Annotated in this window: 15 protein-coding genes; 2 read left to right on the forward strand and 13 right to left on the reverse strand. The window is 64.0% G+C overall.

What is annotated here, in order from left to right; translation table 11 throughout:
• Positions 1-25 precede the first annotated feature (25 nt).
• The gene (gene plsY, locus PJW05_RS02535; RefSeq protein WP_271410374.1) at positions 26-595 is read right to left on the reverse strand and encodes a glycerol-3-phosphate 1-O-acyltransferase PlsY; all 570 of its coding nucleotides are present in this window, start codon (positions 593-595) and stop codon (positions 26-28) included.
• A gap of 51 nt (positions 596-646) precedes the next feature.
• Here plsY and folB point away from each other — a divergent pair, with 51 nt between their 5' ends.
• Both folB and folK read left to right on the forward strand, forming a co-directional pair.
• Positions 647-1,000 carry a dihydroneopterin aldolase gene (gene folB / locus PJW05_RS02540; protein WP_271410375.1) on the forward strand — a complete coding sequence of 118 codons (354 nt, stop codon included), beginning with the start codon at positions 647-649 and terminating at the stop codon, positions 998-1,000.
• Entirely contained in the window at positions 991-1,533 is a 543-nt protein-coding gene (gene folK / locus PJW05_RS02545) for a 2-amino-4-hydroxy-6-hydroxymethyldihydropteridine diphosphokinase (RefSeq protein ID WP_271410376.1), read from the forward strand. The genes folB and folK overlap by 10 nt, the downstream gene beginning before the upstream one ends.
• Here the strand turns inward: folK and PJW05_RS02550 are convergent.
• The 12 genes from PJW05_RS02550 to PJW05_RS02605 form a co-directional block, all read right to left on the reverse strand.
• Positions 1,506-2,738: a multifunctional CCA addition/repair protein gene (locus tag PJW05_RS02550; protein WP_271410377.1), complete on the reverse strand. Its 1,233-nt coding sequence runs from the start codon at positions 2,736-2,738 to the stop codon at positions 1,506-1,508. The two genes, folK and PJW05_RS02550, sit on opposite strands and share 28 nt — an antisense overlap.
• Before the next feature lie 32 nt (positions 2,739-2,770).
• Entirely contained in the window at positions 2,771-3,280 is a 510-nt protein-coding gene (locus tag PJW05_RS02555) for a hypothetical protein (RefSeq protein WP_271410378.1), read from the reverse strand.
• A 64-nt stretch (positions 3,281-3,344) separates the two neighbouring features.
• The gene (locus PJW05_RS02560) at positions 3,345-4,910 is read right to left on the reverse strand and encodes a SpoVR family protein (protein ID WP_271410379.1); all 1,566 of its coding nucleotides are present in this window, start codon (positions 4,908-4,910) and stop codon (positions 3,345-3,347) included.
• 12 nt (positions 4,911-4,922) lie between these two features.
• Positions 4,923-6,194, reverse strand: coding sequence for a YeaH/YhbH family protein (locus PJW05_RS02565; protein WP_271410380.1), 1,272 nt, complete (start codon positions 6,192-6,194; stop codon positions 4,923-4,925).
• 95 nt (positions 6,195-6,289) lie between these two features.
• The gene (locus PJW05_RS02570; RefSeq protein WP_271410381.1) at positions 6,290-8,212 is read right to left on the reverse strand and encodes a PrkA family serine protein kinase; all 1,923 of its coding nucleotides are present in this window, start codon (positions 8,210-8,212) and stop codon (positions 6,290-6,292) included.
• 287 nt (positions 8,213-8,499) lie between these two features.
• Positions 8,500-8,829, reverse strand: coding sequence for a thiosulfate sulfurtransferase GlpE (gene glpE, locus PJW05_RS02575; protein WP_271410382.1), 330 nt, complete (start codon positions 8,827-8,829; stop codon positions 8,500-8,502).
• Positions 8,822-9,649: a symmetrical bis(5'-nucleosyl)-tetraphosphatase gene (locus PJW05_RS02580; protein WP_271410383.1), complete on the reverse strand. Its 828-nt coding sequence runs from the start codon at positions 9,647-9,649 to the stop codon at positions 8,822-8,824. The genes glpE and PJW05_RS02580 overlap by 8 nt, the downstream gene beginning before the upstream one ends.
• A 10-nt stretch (positions 9,650-9,659) precedes the next feature.
• Positions 9,660-10,040 (reverse strand): Co2+/Mg2+ efflux protein ApaG, encoded by a 381-nt coding sequence (apaG, locus tag PJW05_RS02585; RefSeq protein WP_271410384.1) that lies wholly within the window; start codon positions 10,038-10,040, stop codon positions 9,660-9,662.
• A 31-nt stretch (positions 10,041-10,071) separates the two neighbouring features.
• Positions 10,072-10,878: a 16S rRNA (adenine(1518)-N(6)/adenine(1519)-N(6))-dimethyltransferase RsmA gene (gene rsmA, locus PJW05_RS02590; protein ID WP_271410385.1), complete on the reverse strand. Its 807-nt coding sequence runs from the start codon at positions 10,876-10,878 to the stop codon at positions 10,072-10,074.
• 114 nt (positions 10,879-10,992) lie between these two features.
• A complete protein-coding gene (gene pdxA, locus PJW05_RS02595; RefSeq protein ID WP_271410386.1) occupies positions 10,993-11,991 on the reverse strand; it encodes a 4-hydroxythreonine-4-phosphate dehydrogenase PdxA in 999 nt (332 codons plus the stop codon).
• Positions 11,992-12,063: 72 nt separating this feature from the next.
• Positions 12,064-13,356, reverse strand: coding sequence for a peptidylprolyl isomerase (locus PJW05_RS02600; RefSeq protein WP_271410387.1), 1,293 nt, complete (start codon positions 13,354-13,356; stop codon positions 12,064-12,066).
• Positions 13,337-16,123: an LPS-assembly protein LptD gene (locus PJW05_RS02605; protein ID WP_271410388.1), complete on the reverse strand. Its 2,787-nt coding sequence runs from the start codon at positions 16,121-16,123 to the stop codon at positions 13,337-13,339. Before PJW05_RS02605 ends, PJW05_RS02600 begins: the two co-directional genes overlap by 20 nt.
• Positions 16,124-16,211: the final 88 nt, after the last annotated feature.

Consider the following 16,211-nt stretch of genomic DNA (forward strand, 5'->3'; position numbering starts at 1 on the left):
GCCTGAGCTGTTTTCATCCAGCCATTCAGAAATGCCGTTCGCGTCCGGCGAAAAGGTCGCGTAGATTGCCGCGATGGCGCCAGACGATGAGTCCGGTCAGAACGGTCATCGGCAGGAGCGCCCCGGGCTGTTGCCAGGCCAGCAGCGGCAGGGTCAGCGGTGTGGCGATCAGGGCCGCCAGCGAGCTGGTGCGGGTCAGGTAGAAGGTCAGCAGCCAGGTGCAGATGGCCAGCAGGGCGGCCGGGGGATAGAGCCCCAGCAGCATGCCGGCAGCGGTGGCGACGCCCTTGCCGCCACGGAAACGGAAGTACAGCGGATACAGGTGACCGACTACCGCGGCGAGGCCGATCCAGGCCTGTTGCTGGGTGTCGAAACCGCAGAAGTGGGCGACCAGTACCGGCAGCAAGCCCTTGAACAGGTCGCCGAACAGGGTCAGAACCGCCAGTTTCTTGCCCGCCACCCGCAGCATGTTGGTGGCGCCAGGGTTGCCGGAGCCCTGGGCACGTGGGTCGCCCGTGCCGAACAGACGGCTGAGCAGAATGGCGAAGGACAACGATCCGAGCAGGTAGGCGAGAGTCGCCAGCAGCCAAAACATGGTATCCATTCCGGGGCGAGGAAGTCCCGATTCTAGCGGGGCAGCACTGACGTGGACACGGTTTTCATCGAGGGTCTGGAGGTTGACACCGTAATCGGTGCCTACGATTGGGAACGCAGCATTCGCCAGTGCCTGCGCTTGGACCTGCAGTTGGGCTGGGACAACCGTCCCGCCGCCGAGAGTGATGACCTCGACAAGGCGCTCGACTATGCCGCCGTTTCCCAGCGCATCCAGGCCTTTGCCGCCGAAGCCCAGTTCTTGCTGGTGGAAACCTTTGCCGAGCGTCTGGTCGCCGCATTGATGGCCGAGTTCGGCATCCCCTGGGTCCGCCTGAAACTGCACAAGCCCGGCGCCGTCCCAGCGGCCAGCAGCGTTGGCGTGGAGATCGAGCGCGGATGTCGCTGACACGCATCTATCTTGGCCTCGGCAGCAATATCGAGCGCGAGCGCAACCTGACCGCAGGGCTCGAAGCCCTGGCTGGCTTCCTGCGTGAGATCGAGTGCTCGCCGGTGTTCGAGAGCCTGCCCGTGGGCATCAAAAGCGGGAATTTCTTCAATTTCGTGGTGACCGCCCTCACCGATCTGCCTTTGCACGAGCTGGATCGCCGACTGAAGGTGATCGAAGCGGACAACGGCCGTTATGCGCCGGGACGCAAGGGCCTGCCGCTGGATATCGACGTGTTGCTGTATGGCGATCGCGTGGGCAATTTCGACGGCCTGGTGCTGCCGCGCCCGGAAATCCTGAAGAACGCCTTCGTGCTCTGGCCCCTCGCGCTGCTGGCGCCCGAGGTGCGGCATCCGGGTGAAGGGAGCACCTTCGCTGAGCTCTGGGAGCAGGCGGCCATCGCGCAGTCGCTCTGGCCGGCATCCTTCAGCTGGCGAGGCGCGGAGCTGACTCCGGCCGCCCTGCGTCAGGCCTTTCCGCTGGCTTCCTTGTAAGCCTTGAGGGCTTTGAGGCGCTCCAGCTTGAGTGCCTCGCCCAGTTCGGCGCCCTTCAATCCCTTTTCCAGCAACGGCTGCACCGCCACGGCGCGGGCGGTCGCTGCTGCGCCGAGCAGGTAGGCGGCCTGGGGATACTCGCGCTGTTCCAGACCGGTGCGGCCACGGGCGTCCATCTCACTGGCCGCGACGAACTCTTCGAAGCGCTGCGGCCGCCGGTAAACATCGAAGCTTTGCAGCAGCTCCAGGAGCGTCGAGGCGCGCAGTTCCAGGGCGCGATGGGCGTGGGTGTGGTACTCACCCACCAGTAGCGCCAGTTCCTGGCAGTCGCGCGGCGCCTTACAGCGTTCGTTGACCGCCTTGATCAGCTTCAGGCCGCGCTTTTCGTGGGCGATATGTTGCGGCCATTCCGTTTCCGGGGTCAGGCCCTTGCCCAGGTCGTGGAGCAGGCAGGCCCAGCGTACGGTCAGCGGCTGCCGGTGTTCGGCGCACTGGCGCAGCACGGCCAGTACGTGGATGCCGGAATCCACCTCGGGATGGTGCTTTACCGGTTGCGGCACGCCGAACAGGCGGTCCACTTCGGGCAGCCAGGCCGCGAGGGCGCCGCAGTCGCGCAGCACCTGGATGAAGACGTCCGGGCGCGGCTCCATCAAGGCGCGGGAGATTTCCTTCCAGCTGCGCTCGGGCGTCAGGGCATCCAGTTCGCCGGACTCGGCAATCTGGCGCATCAGTTCGAGGGTTTCCCCGGCCACCCTGAAACCCAGCGGCGCGTAACGCGCGGCGAAGCGCGCCACGCGCAGCACGCGCAACGGGTCTTCGGCGAAGGCGGGGGAAACATGGCGCAGCAGCCTGGCTTCGAGGTCCTTCTGGCCGCCATAGGGGTCGATCAGGTTGCCGTGGTCGTCCTCGGCCATGGCGTTGACAGTGAGGTCGCGGCGAATCAGGTCCTGTTCGAGGGTAACGTCCGGGCTGGCGTAGAAGGTGAAGCCGCCATAGCCGCGACCGCTCTTGCGTTCGGTGCGCGCGAGGGCATATTCCTCACCGCTCTGCGGGTGCAGGAAGACGGGGAAGTCCGCGCCCACCGGGCGAAACCCCTTCTCCAGCATGTCTTCGGCGGTGGCGCCGACCACGACCCAATCGTTCTCGGACGCATCGCGCCCCAACAAGCGGTCGCGTACCGCTCCGCCCACTCTGTATATCTGCATGGCTTGCCTCCGTGGCTGCGGAGGATAGCAGCCTAGCGGGCTGCGGGGACCTGTTCGACCAGTGCATGTACCGCGCGCTCCAGCAGTTCGGTGCTGTCCCACGCGGGGCTGAGTCCGGTGCTGGCCACGCCTTCCCAGAGCACCTGGCCGGTGGGGGCGGTGAGGCGCAGCCGCAGGGTGCCGGTTTCATCACGCAGGCGATGAATGGCCTGGTAAGGGCCCAGCGGGACAGGCGGCGCCTGGTCGACCTCGAATTCCAGTGGCTGGTCGGCCACTGCCAGCCAGTAATAGACCCGCACCTGGGCCTCGCGGGCGCTGTGATAGCCGCGTTCTTCCAGACCCTGGCGAATCAGCGGAGCGAGTTGGGCGTAGCGTTCCCGGTGAGGCAGTTCGCCGGCTACCGCCTGTTCCGGTGAGATCAGTTCGAAGCTGTTGCGGCCGGCCAGTTCGTGCCTGGCCGGTTGCAGGATGCGGATCTGCGGTACGGCAGTGGAGCAGGTGGCCAGGGCGAGGCACAGCAGCAGGACGAGGAACAGGCGCATTTGAGGGCGGCTCCCATCAGTGGGAACCGCATGCTCGGCGTCCGCCGAGCATGCGGTCAACCGATCAAATGGGTGGAATGATCAGGTCCAGGCGCGGGTATTCCCCGTCCTCAGTGCGTTCCCCCTTTGGGGGGACGTGGTGACTCCCGGTGATCTGTTCACCGTGGCGGGTTTCCAGGTGGATATCGAAGCCCCAGAGGCGGTGCAGGTGCTTGAGCACTTCCTGGGTGGACTCGCCCAGGGGTTTGCGGTCGTGCTGCTGGTGGCGCAGGGTCAGGGAACGGTCGCCACGGCGGTCGACGCTCCAGATCTGCACGTTGGGTTCGCGGTTGCCCAGGTTGTACTGGGCCGCCAGGGTCTCGCGGATCAGGCGGTAGCCCTGCTCGTCGTGGATGGCCGGTACCAGCAGTTCGTCCTTCTGGTCGTCGTCGAGGACGCTGAACAGCTTGAAGTCGCGGATCACCTTGGGCGAGAGGAACTGCAGGATGAAACTCTCGTCCTTGAAGCTCTTCATGGCGAACTTGAGGGTGGACAGCCAATCGCTGCCGGCGATGTCGGGGAACCAGTGGCGGTCTTCTTCCGTCGGCTCCTCGCAGATTCGGCGGATGTCGCGGTACATCGCAAAGCCCAGCGCGTAGGGGTTGATGCCGCTGTAATAGGGGCTGTCGAAGGGGGGTTGGTAGACCACGCTGGTGTGCGACTGCAGGAACTCCATCATGAAGCCGTCGGTGACCAGGCCTTCGTCGTAAAGGTCGTTGAGCAGGGTGTAGTGCCAGAAGGTGGCCCAGCCTTCGTTCATTACCTGGGTCTGGCGCTGTGGGTAGAAGTACTGGGCGATCTTGCGCACGATGCGCACTACCTCCCGCTGCCAGGGCTCCAGCAGCGGGGCATGTTTCTCGATGAAATAGAGGATGTTTTCCTGGGGTTCGGCCGGGAAGCGCTGGTTGTCCTTCTCGCCGCCTTTGCCGGCGCCCTTGGGAATGGTGCGCCAGAGGTCGTTGATCTGCTTCTGCAGGTGTTCTTCGCGCTCCTTCTGGCGGCGCCGTTCTTCTTCGGCCGAGATGGGATAGGGGCGCTTGTAGCGGTCGACGCCGTAGTTCATCAGGGCATGGCAGGAGTCCAGCAGGTCTTCCACGGCGTCGATGCCGTGGCGTTCCTCGCACTGGTTGATGTACTGCTTGGCGAACACCAGGTAGTCGATGATCGAACTGGCGTCGGTCCAGGTGCGGAACAGGTAGTTGCCCTTGAAGAAGCTGTTGTGGCCGTAGCAGGCGTGGGCAATGACCAGGGCCTGCATGGTGATGGTGTTCTCCTCCATCAGGTAGGCGATGCAGGGGTCGGAGTTGATCACGATTTCGTAGGCCAGGCCCATCTGGCCCCGCGAGTAGCCTTTTTCGGTGGCGAGGAAGTGCTTGCCGTAGGACCAGTGGTTGTAGCCGATGGGCATGCCGACTGACGCATAGGCGTCCATCATCTGTTCGGCACTGATCACTTCGATCTGGTTCGGGTAGGTGTCCAGCGCGTAGCGCTCGGCGATCCGGCTGATCTCGCGGTCATAGGTGCGGATCAGGTCGAAGGTCCACTCCGACCCGGTCGAGATGGGCTTGCGTTCCTTCTTGCTGGCAGTCATGTCACGCCTCCCTCAGGTCACGAGCCTGCGCTGGAACAGCTCGCGGAACACCGGATAGATATCTGACGCCGAGACGATCTGTTGCTGGGCGAAGGTATCGTCGAACGCTTCGCAGACCTGTTCGTACTCGTACCATAGCGCCTGGTGTTCGCGCGGGGTGATCTCGACATAGGTGTAGTACTGCACGAACGGCATGATCTGCTTGATCAGGATATCCCGACAGATGGGTGAGTCGTCGTTCCAGTTGTCGCCATCCGAGGCCTGGGCGGCATAGATGTTCCATTCGTTGATGGGATAGCGCTCGGCCATGATCTCCTGCATCAGCTTGAGCGCGCTGGAAACGATGGTCCCGCCGGTTTCCCGGGAGTAGAAGAACTCTTCTTCGTCCACTTCGCGGGCGCTGGTGTGGTGGCGAATGAATACGACCTCGATCTTGTCGTAGTTCCGCTTGAGGAAGAGGTAGAGGAGGATGAAGAAGCGCTTGGCGATGTCCTTGGTGGCCTGGGTCATGGAGCCTGAGACGTCCATCAGGCAGAACATCACGGCCTTGGAGGACGGGTTGGGCTGCTTGACCAGCAGGTTGTACTTGAGGTCGAAGGTGTCGAGGAAGGGAACCCGCTCGATCCGGGCGCGAAGCTTGGCGATTTCCGCCTCAAGCTCCTGAATATCGCCGAAGTTGTCCGGTTCTTCGCGCTTGAGGCGCTCAAGCTCCGCCTTCGCCTCCTTGAGCTTTCCGCGGCTGGAGCCGGACAGGGCGATGCGCCGGGCGTGGGCCGAGCGCAGGGTGCGGACGATATTGATGCGCGACGGGTTGCCTTCGTTGCTGATGCCGGCGCGCACGGTCTTGAAGGTGTCGGCGCCGCTGAGGTGGCGCTTGACCAGGTTGGGCAGTTCCAGGTCCTCGAACATGAAGTCGAGGAATTCCTCCTGGGTGATCTGGAAGACGAAGTCGTCCATTCCCTCGCCCTGGTTGCTCGCCTTGCCGCCACCACGACCGCCGCCGCCGCCCTGGGGGCGCGGGATGCGGTCACCGGTGGTGAATTCCTTGTTGCCGGGATGGACTATGGTCTGCCGGCCGCCACGGCCGTGGTGCAGGACAGGTTCGTCGATATCGCGGCCGGGAATGCTGATCTGCTCGCCATGCTCCATATCGGTGATGGAGCGGCGGCTGACCGCCTCCTCCACGGCCTTCTTGATGTGCTCGCGGTAGCGGCGCAGGAACCGCTGGCGGTTCACCGTGCTCTTGTTCTTGCCGTTCAAACGCCTGTCGATGACGTAGCTCATAGGCCCCTCCGGGGAGCTTCAGACTGCAAGGCGCGGAGGACACCGTACGGGACGGCGCCTCCGGGCGTGTTCCAGGCTTGCAGCTTGAGACTGTTTTACTGCGACTTGCGTACCCGCAGGTACCATTCGGACAGCAGGCGTACCTGTTTCTCCGTATAGCCGCGCTCGACCATGCGTTTGACGAAGTCGTTGTGTTTCTGTTGCTCCTCCTTGCTGCCCTTGGCATTGAAGCTGATGACCGGCAGAAGGTCCTCGGTGTTGGAGAACATCTTCTTCTCGATGACCACGCGTAGCTTTTCGTAGCTGAGCCAGCTGGGGTTCTTGCCGTTGTTGTTGGCCCGGGCGCGCAGCACGAAGTTGACGATCTCGTTGCGGAAATCCTTCGGGTTGCTGATGCCGGCCGGCTTCTCGATCTTCTCCAGTTCCTCGTTCAGGGCCACGCGGTTGAGGATCTCGCCGGTTTCCGGGTCGCGGTATTCCTGGTCCTGGATCCAGAAGTCCGCATACAGCACATAGCGGTCGAAGATGTTCTGGCCGTATTCGCTGTAGGACTCCAGGTAGGCGGTCTGGATTTCCTTGCCGATGAACTCGATGTAGCGCGGCGCCAGGTATTCCTTGATGTAGCGTAGGTAGCGCTCGCGCATCTCGGCCGGGAACTGTTCCTGCTCGATCTGCTGTTCCAGCACGTAGAGCAGGTGCACCGGGTTGGCTGCCACCTCATGGGGGTCGAAGTTGAACACCTTGGAAAGGATCTTGAAGGCGAAGCGTGTGGACAGGCCGTTCATGCCCTCGTCCACGCCGGCCGCGTCGCGGTACTCCTGGATCGACTTGGCCTTGGGATCGGTGTCCTTCAGGTTCTCGCCATCGTAGACGCGCATCTTCGAATAGATGTTGGAGTTTTCCGGCTCCTTCAGACGCGACAGCACGGAGAACTGCGCCAGCATGCGCAGGGTGTCGGGAGCGCAGTGGGCATGGGCCAGGGAGCTGCCGATGAGCAGCTTGTCGTAGATCTTGATTTCGTCGGCGACCCGCAGGCAGTACGGCACCTTGACGATGTAGATCCGGTCGATGAAGGCCTCGTTGTTCTTGTTGTTACGGAAGCTGTGCCATTCCGATTCGTTGGAGTGGGCCAGGATGATGCCGCTGAACGGCAGGCCGCCCAAGCCCTCGGTGCTGTTGTAGTTGCCTTCCTGGGTCGCGGTCAGCAAGGGGTGGAGCACCTTGATCGGTGCCTTGAACATCTCGACGAATTCCATCAGGCCCTGGTTGGCCCGGCAGAGCGCGCCTGAGTAGCTGTAGGCGTCGGCGTCGTTCTGCGGGAATTCTTCCAGCTTGCGGATATCCACCTTGCCCACCAGGGAGGAGATGTCCTGGTTGTTCTCGTCTCCGGGCTCGGTCTTGGCGATGGCGATCTGGTTGAGGATCGAGGGGTAGAGCTTGACCACGCGGAACTTGCTGATGTCGCCGCCGAACTCGTTGAGGCGCTTGGTGGCCCAGGGGGAGATCACGGTGCGCAGGTAGCGCCGCGGGATGCCGTACTCCTCTTCGAGAATGGCGCCATCCTCGTCGGCGTTGAACAGGCCGAGAGGCGATTCGAACACCGGGGAGCCCTTGATGGCATAGAACGGCACATGTTCCATCAGTTGCTTGAGCTTCTCCGCCAGGGACGACTTGCCGCCGCCTACCGGGCCCAGCAGATAGAGGATCTGTTTCTTCTCTTCAAGGCCCTGGGCGGCGTGGCGGTAGTAGGCAACGATCTGGTCGATGCATTCTTCCATGCCGTGGAAGTCGGCAAAGGCCGGATAGCGGCGGATCACCTTGTTGGAGAAGATCCGCGACAACCTCGGGTCCAGTGAGGTGTCGAGCAGTTCCGGGTCACCGATGGCCATGAGCATGCGTTCGGCGGCGGTGGCGTAGGCGCTGCGGTCCTGTTTGCACAGGTCCAGGTACTCCTGAAGGGAATATTCCTCTTGGCGAGTCGCTTCGAAGCGTTGTTGGAAGTGGCTGAAAATGCTCATGACGTCACCTCGCTGGAAACAGGAAGCCGGCGCGGGGTCGGTTGTGCGGGTGCGGGCAGTCAGCCGAAGAAGGTCTGCTGATGAAAGTCCCCCAGAACACCTGAATGGTCGCTGCCGATGGCCCGGAACCGGTGTGCCGGCTCTCCCCTTTTTTGGATGGCCTGAGCTAAGAGTAGTTCGTTATCGGCAAGGTCAAGCATGACGGAACCATAACAGGGGATTACCGTCCGTCGGGGAAGTGCGGCCAAGCCAGTGATGGCGCGGGGTTGCGCCTCACCGAAAAAATTTTACTCGACGCTGCCCTGGGCGACTTCCCCGGGATAGACGCTGCGCCACAGTTCGAAGCCGCCGTCGAGGCTGTAGACCTCGGCGAACCCCTGGTGCGCCAGGTAGGCGGCCGCGCCCTGGCTGGAGTTGCCGTGGTAGCAGGCGACGATCAGTGGCTTGTCGAAGTCGGCACGGGCGATGAAGTCGGCCAGGGAGTAGTTGTCCAGATGGTGCGAGCCGCTGATGTGGCCGAGGGCGAAGCTCTGCGGGTCGCGTATGTCCACGACCACGGCGCCCTGTTCGCGCAGGGTCTGGGCTCGTTCAGGGGCGATGCGCTGGAATTCACTCATGGCGGTTCTCCTCGCAGCTACAGCTGATGCGCCGGCCGCTGTCGATGTTCAGTAGGGTCATGGCGCCGCCCCAGACACAGCCGGTGTCGAGGGCGAACAGGCCGGGCTCGTTGCACTTGCCTTCCAGGGCTGCCCAGTGGCCGAAGATGATCTTCTGCCCGTGGGTCTTGCGTCCGGGGAAGCTGAACCAGGGGGCGAAGCCGGGCGGCGCGGTGTCCAGTCCCTCCTTGGACTTGAGGTCCAGGGTGCCGTCGGCCTTGCAGAAGCGCATGCGGGTGAAATAGTTGGTGATGACCCGCAGGCGCGTGACGCCGTGCAGGTCGCCGTCCCACTTGGCGGGTTCGTTGCCGTACATGCCGTCGAGGAACAGCGGCAGACGGGCATCATCCCGCAGGGCCTCTTCCACTTCCGCAGCGCGCTTGAGCGCTTTCTTCAGCGTCCACTGGGGCGGGATGCCGGCGTGGACCATGACAAGGTCCCGCTGCTCGTCGTAATGCAGCAGCTTCTGGTGACGCAGCCAGTCCAGCAGTTCGGCGCAGTCCGGGGCTTCGATTATCTCGCGCAGGGTGTCGGCCTTGCGCAGCCGCTCGATGTTGTTGGCCACCGCCAGCAGGTGCAGGTCGTGGTTGCCCAGGACACAGACGACCGACTCGCGTATGGAATAGAGGAAACGCAGGGTCTCCAGGGATTTCGGGCCGCGATTGACCAGGTCGCCTACCAGCCAGAGCTGGTCGCGCCGGGGGTCGAAGCGGACTTGCTCCAGCAGGCATTTCAACGGGTCCAGGCATCCCTGGAGATCGCCGACCGCATAAGCCGTCATGCGGGAGCCCTCAGTGCAGCGAGCCGGGAACGGCCAGGCGGAAGGGCGCGATGATGGCGTCGAAGCGTTTGCCGTCGTCGGCGACCATCTGATAGCTGCCTTGCATGCTGCCGACCCGCGTGGCCATCACGGTACCGCTGGTGTAGGTGTGGCTGGCGCCGGGTGCGATCAGCGGCTGCTGCCCTACCACGCCGGCACCGCGGACTTCCTGCACATGGCCGTCGCCATCGGTGATCACCCAGTGGCGGGTCAGCAGTTTGGCCGGCAACTCGCCGTTGTTCTGGATGGTCACGGTGTAGGCGAAGGCAAAGCGGTTCTCGTCCGGCTGCGACTGCTCCGGGAGGAAGCGGGTGGCGACGCTGACGTCGACCTTGTAACGGGGATCGGACACGCGAAAGCTCTCGAGTAGCTGGAAATGGAGTCTAGGGCTTGGGATCGGCGGCGGCCAGTTGATCGGCCAGGCGGACGAAGGCAGCCAGATCGAGCTGCTCCGGACGCAGACTGCCGTCGACGCCCGCCGCTTCGATGGCAGTGGCGTCCAGCAGGCCCTTGAGGGTGTTGCGCAGGGTCTTGCGGCGCTGGTTGAAGGCTTCGCGGACCACGCGCTCCAGCAGGGCGGCATCCTTGGCCGGATGCGGCAGGATCTCGTGTGGCACCAGGCGCACGATCGCGGAGTCCACCTTGGGCGGGGGGTTGAAGGCCCCCGGGCCGACGTTGAACAGGTGCTCCACGCGGCAGTGATACTGGACCATGATCGACAGCCGACCCCAGTCGCCACCGCCGGGTTCGGCGGCGAGGCGCTCGACCACTTCCTTCTGCAGCATGAAGTGCATGTCGCGGATCAGGTCCGCGTGGTCGAGCAGGTGGAAGATCAGCGGGGTGGAGATGTTGTACGGCAGGTTGCCCACCACCCGCAGGCTGTGGGGCTCGGCGTCGAGCTGGCGGAAGTCGAATTTCAGGGCATCGCCCTGGCTCAGGCGGAAGTTCGGCAACTGGCCGAACTTGTGCTGCAGGATGGGGATCAGGTCCAGGTCCAGTTCGATCACATCGAGCTGCGCGCCGCTGGCCAGCAGGCCTTCGGTGAGCGCGCCCTGACCCGGTCCGATCTCCAGCAGACGCTCGCCGGTGCGTGCATGGATGCTGCGCAGGATGCGGTGGATGATACCGGCGTCGTGCAGGAAGTTCTGGCCGAAACGCTTGCGCGCGCGGTGTTGGTAGTGTTCGGACATCGAAGGCTCCAGGCCTTGGGCCAGGCCGCGGAGCCTGGCGTGGAAACGTGAGTCGCGCAGTTTATCAGGCGCCGGCCCGCGCCGCCTAAGGCTGGGCCGCGAAAGCGGCGCGGCTCATTGGTTCCGCTGCTGCGCGGCGGCCATCTGGTAAGCGGTCTCCAGGGCGACTTCCAGGCTGCCGCAGTCAATGCGGCCGCTGCCGGCCAGGTCGAGGGCGGTGCCGTGGTCCACCGAGGTGCGGATGATCGGCAGGCCCAGGGTGACGTTCACTGCCGCGCCGAACCCCTTGTACTTGAGCACCGGCAGGCCCTGGTCGTGGTACATGGCGAGCACGGCGTCGCAACGATCCAGGTGCTTGGGGGTGAACAGGGTGTCCGCGGGCAGCGGGCCGATCAGGTCCAGACCCTCGGCGCGCAGCCTATCCAGGGTCGGCTCGATGACGTCCAGTTCCTCCCGGCCCAGATGGCCGCCTTCGCCCGCATGGGGGTTGAGGCCACAGACCAGAATGCGCGGACGGGCAATGCCGAATTTGTTCACCAGGTCTGCATGCAGGATGCGGGCGACTCGTTGCAGCCGCTCGGGCGTGATGGCGCTGGCGACATCCTTGAGCGGCAGGTGGGTCGTTACCAGCGCCACGCGCAGGCCGCGAGTGGCCAGCATCATCACCACCTGGCGAGCGGCGGTCAGCTCGGCGAGGAATTCGGTGTGGCCGGAGAAGGCGATGCCGGCTTCGTTGATCACGCCCTTGTGCACCGGCGCGGTGATCATCCCGGCGAAATGCCCGTCAAGACATCCCTGGCCGGCGCGGGTCAGGGTTTCCAGCACGTAGTCGGCGTTCTGCGGGTCGAGCTGGCCGGGCGTCGCTGCTGCGCGCAGGGGGGTGTCCCAGACATAGAGACTGCCGGCGGGCGCCGGAGCGTCCGGCAGGCTCGTCGGGGCCACTTCAATCAGTTGGATGGACAACCCCAGCTCGATGGCGCGCTGTTCGAGCAACGGGCGACTGGCGATGGCGATCAGGGCATGGGGCTGGGCGGAGCGGGAGAGCAGCAGGCAAAGGTCAGGGCCGATGCCGGCGGGTTCACCTGGGGTGAGGGCGAAGCGGAGAGGGGTCATGGCGAGTCCTGTACAGGGGCCGATACGCTGGCGGCGATTGTACCGCCAGCGCGTGGCCGAGACTCGCCGGGATTACAGCTTGGTTTCGACGTAGGCCTCGTCGCGGATCTGGCGCAGCCAGGCCTGCAGTTCTTCGTCGTACTTGCGGTTGCGCAGGATGTTCATGGCCTGCTGTTCGCGGAATTTTTCGCTGCTGTCGGTGGCGCGGCGGCCCAACACTTCCAGCACGTGCCAGCCATAGGGGCTCTTGAACGGCTTGGACAGTTTGCCGGCCGGGGTCTGCGCCATGACCTCGCGGAACTCCGGAACCAGGGCATTGGGGTCGATCCAGTTCAGGTCGCCGCCGTTGAGGGCCGAGCCGGGGTCTTCGGAGAAGCTCTTGGCCAGTTCGGCGAAGTCCTCGCCGGACTGGATGCGCTCGTAAAGGCGCTGGGCCAGGCGTTGGGTGTCGGCTTCGCTGCGGATCTCGCTCGGCTTGAGCAGGATGTGGCGGACGTGTACTTCGTCGCGAACCAGGGTGTCGCCACCGCGCTTGTCCAGCAGTTTGAGGATGATGAAGCCGCCCGGCGTGCGCACAGGCTCGGTCACCTGACCCGGCTGCAAGGCGCCAATCATGCCGTCGAAGGGGGGGGGCAGCTGGGCAGCCTTGCGCCAGCCGATCTCACCGCCTTCCAGGGCGGTTTCGCCGGCGGAGCGCGAAATGGCCAATTGGGCGAAGTCGGCGCCCTGCTGGAGCTGCTGGTACAGCTCCTGGGCCTGGCGCTCGGCGGCCTGAATGGTGCTGGGCGAAGACGCTTCCGGCACCGGGATCAGGATGTTGGCCAGGCGGAACTCTTCGGAGAGTTGGATCTTGCCCATGTCGGAGGCGAGGAAGTTCTGCACTTCCTGGTCAGTGACCTGGATTCGCTCGGCCACACGGCGCTGGCGCACGCGACTGATGACCATCTCGCGGCGGACCTGGTCGCGGGCGTCGTCGAAGGACAGGCCGTCACGGGCAAGGGCGCCGCGGAACTGCTCGACCGTCATGCCATTGCGCTGGGCGATGGCTTCGATGGCCTGGTTCAACTCTTCGTCGGCGATGCGGATGCCGGAACGGTCGCCGATCTGCAGCTGGATGTTCTCGATGATCAGGCGTTCCAGCACCTGTTGGCTGAGCACGTGTTCGGGTGGCAGCGAGGCACCGCGCTTGGCGATGGTCTGCTGCACTTCACGCAGGCGCTGGTCCAGCTGGCTCTGCATGATCACATCGTTGTCGACGATAGCGACCACGCGGTCGATGGAGCGAACCTCGGCGTGCGCGATGCCGCCGAGGAGAAGGGCACCCAACAGCAGCGGGCGCAGACAATCAGAGAGCTTGGTCTTCACGTTCACGGTAACCTTGAATGCCTTTTTCCAGGAAGCCTTCGGCCTTGTTGCCGACGATGCCGCCGAGGCCCTTGAGGACGATTTGCAGGAAGATCCCGCGGTCGCCGCTTTCGTTGGTCGGGTCAGGAGTCTGGTCGAACTCGTCGTAGTCGACCCAGTAGCGGTTGATCAGGCGCAGCTTCCAGCAGCAACTGTCGTACTCGAAGCCACCGAAGGCTTCCAGGGTACGATTGCGGCTGTAGTCATATTGCCAGCGGGCCAGTGCGCTCCATTGCGGGACGATCGGCCAGATGACCGAGAAGTCGTGCTGGCTGATCTTGTAGTAGTCCTTGATGAAACCCGGAGTGCCCGGGGTGCCGAAGTCGCTACCGCCCACAACCCAGTTACCGGTGGATTGGTCGTAGCGGACGGTGTCATTGCGGTAGCGATAGCCGGCGTTGACCACCTTGTTCGGGTTGTCCTCGGGCTGGTAGTGGAACATCGCGCTGCCGGAGCGGGTGCGGTGGGTATCCGGATCCCAGTTGAAGGTGGAGCTCAGGCGCCAGTCGCGATTGAAGCGATACAGGTAGTCAAGGGCGTAGGGGGAGACCGAGGCCTTGTAGTCCGCCCGGTCTTTCATCGGCGCGGTCCCCGGGCGTCCGCTGAAGCTGTCCGGCAGGGTCACTTCGCGGTCCTTGAAGTAGAAGGCTTGGCCAATGCTGAACCGCTGGCGCTCGAATCCGTTGGACTCGATCCAGCGGTTGGTCACGCCCAGGGACAGCTGATTGGTATCGCCAATGCGGTCGCGCCCGGAGAAGCGGTTATCCCTGAACAGCGATGCGTAGCTGAACGAAGGCTCGCCAGTGTCGAACACCGGAATATCGGTCTGGTCCTCTTCCGGAACGTAGAGGTAGTACAGGCGTGGTTCCAGGGTCTGGGTGTAGTTCTTGCCGAAGAACTGGGTCTTGCGGTCGAAGTAGAGGCCGCTGTCGACGCTGTAGATTGGTACCTGACGGTCCTGACTTCCGTGGAATGTCTGTTCTGCCAACAGGGTAGTCTTGCCGCGCTGGTCCAGGTCCAGGTCGTACTGGGTATAGGCATACTTGACCTGCGGCTTGAGGAAGCCCCAGGTCCAGTTCATCGGCAGGCTGACGCTCGGTTCCAGGTGGGTTCGATCGCCATTGGCGCGTGCCAGCCCGCGTAGGTTGTTGTCGTTCCAATTCGAGGTATTGCCGTCGATATCGGTGAACAGTCCATCGCGCAGGTTACGGTCGAAACGCACAAACTCGGTGCTGTAATCGAAATTCAGGCCGCCGGGTTGGAAGGGTAGCTTGCCATCCAGGGTGATCTGCGGCAGGCGATCGTACGGCGTGATGTCGGAAATGGTCGCCAGCTCATAGGCATGGGCGTTCAGACGGGCCGTATAGGTGTCGCCGCGATAGGTCAGGGTGCCGCGCTGGTTGACGTAGGTGGGGGTGTCCACACCCAGGTCGGTGTCCAGGTCGTCGAAATAGTACGGGTCGCTGATGTCGGTGTAGTCGACCTCGGCCAGCAGGCGCGAGTCCAGGCCGCCGGTGTGCTTCCAGGTGTACAGCCAGCGCTTCTTCTCGTACTCGGACATGAGCTTGCGCTCGTCCTCCTGGTCGTCGAGGTAGGCCGCGCCCAGTTGGCCCTCGCTGCTGCGGGTCAGGTAGCGGAACTCGCCTTCCATCATCAGGCCGCGCTTGGCCATGTAGCGCGGGTACAGGGTGGCGTCGTAGTTCGGCGCCAGGTTGAAGTAGTACGGCGTGACCAGCAGGAAGCCGGTGTCGGTGCTGCTGCCGATGGTCGGCGGCAGGAAGCCGGACTGGCGACGGTCGTCGATCGGGAAATAGATGTACGGGGTATAGAACACTGGAATGTCCTTGACCCGTAGGGTGACGTTGGTCGCGGTGCCGAAACCGGTGGCCGGGTTCAGCTTGATGTTGTTGCCCTTCAGGTGCCAGGCGTTGTCGCCCGGTTCGCAACGGGTGTAGGTGCCGTCCTTCAGGCGGATGATGGCGTCTTCCTGGCGCTTGGCGTAGAGCGCACTGCCACGGGTATGGGACTGGTGCAGCACGTACTCGGCGTTGTCGACCCTGGCTTCGCCGTTGTCCAGTTGCAGCTCGGCGTGATCGCCGACCACCAGGGCGCCTTTGTCGCGCAGCTTGACGTTGCCGACCAGCTCGCCACGGTTTTCCGCCTGGAGCAGGTTGGCCTCGTCGGCTTCCACCTGCATGCTGCCCTGGCGCAGGACCACATCGCCTGCGAGGGTGGCGATCTGCTTTTCCTGCTCGTAGCGCGAGGCCTTGGCGGAAATGTAGGTGGGGGCGTCTTCCAGTGGCGTGTCGTCTTCCATGCCCGGACGCGGCGGCTCGATATAGGCGCCGGCGCAGTACGGGCCGGCCTCGGCCAGTTGCGAGGGGGTGAGCTTATCGCGCGGGACCCAGTCGAGGTGGCTGTAGTCGGCACTGCGGGACGCCAGGCCCTTGCCTCCGGCTTCGGTGACCAGGGTGGTCTTGCCGCCTTCGGTGGCCTGGGGGGCAGTGCCGATGGTCGAGCTTACGGCGCTGTCGCTGTGCACCGGGCGCGGTGGCAGGCTGTCGGCGCTGGCCTTGGGCGAGCAGGCCCAGCCGCCGGTGGCGGAAGGCTGGCAATCGAATTGCTCTGCAGCGATGACGAATGAGGTGGCTACTGGCTGGAGGGCCAGCAGGCTGCCGGTCACCAGCAGGGGGAACTTTCTACGAAACGCGGGGGATCTTACTGCCATCTTGTTAGTCCGGGCTTCCTGCGCGCCTTCGGCCCGCTGGGGCCGCACGCCTCTCGATGGGCTGAAAAAGATGCTGGATAATAAAGCA

The sequence above is a fragment of the Pseudomonas sp. Q1-7 genome (assembly GCF_028010285.1).
Taxonomy (GTDB): domain Bacteria; phylum Pseudomonadota; class Gammaproteobacteria; order Pseudomonadales; family Pseudomonadaceae; genus Metapseudomonas.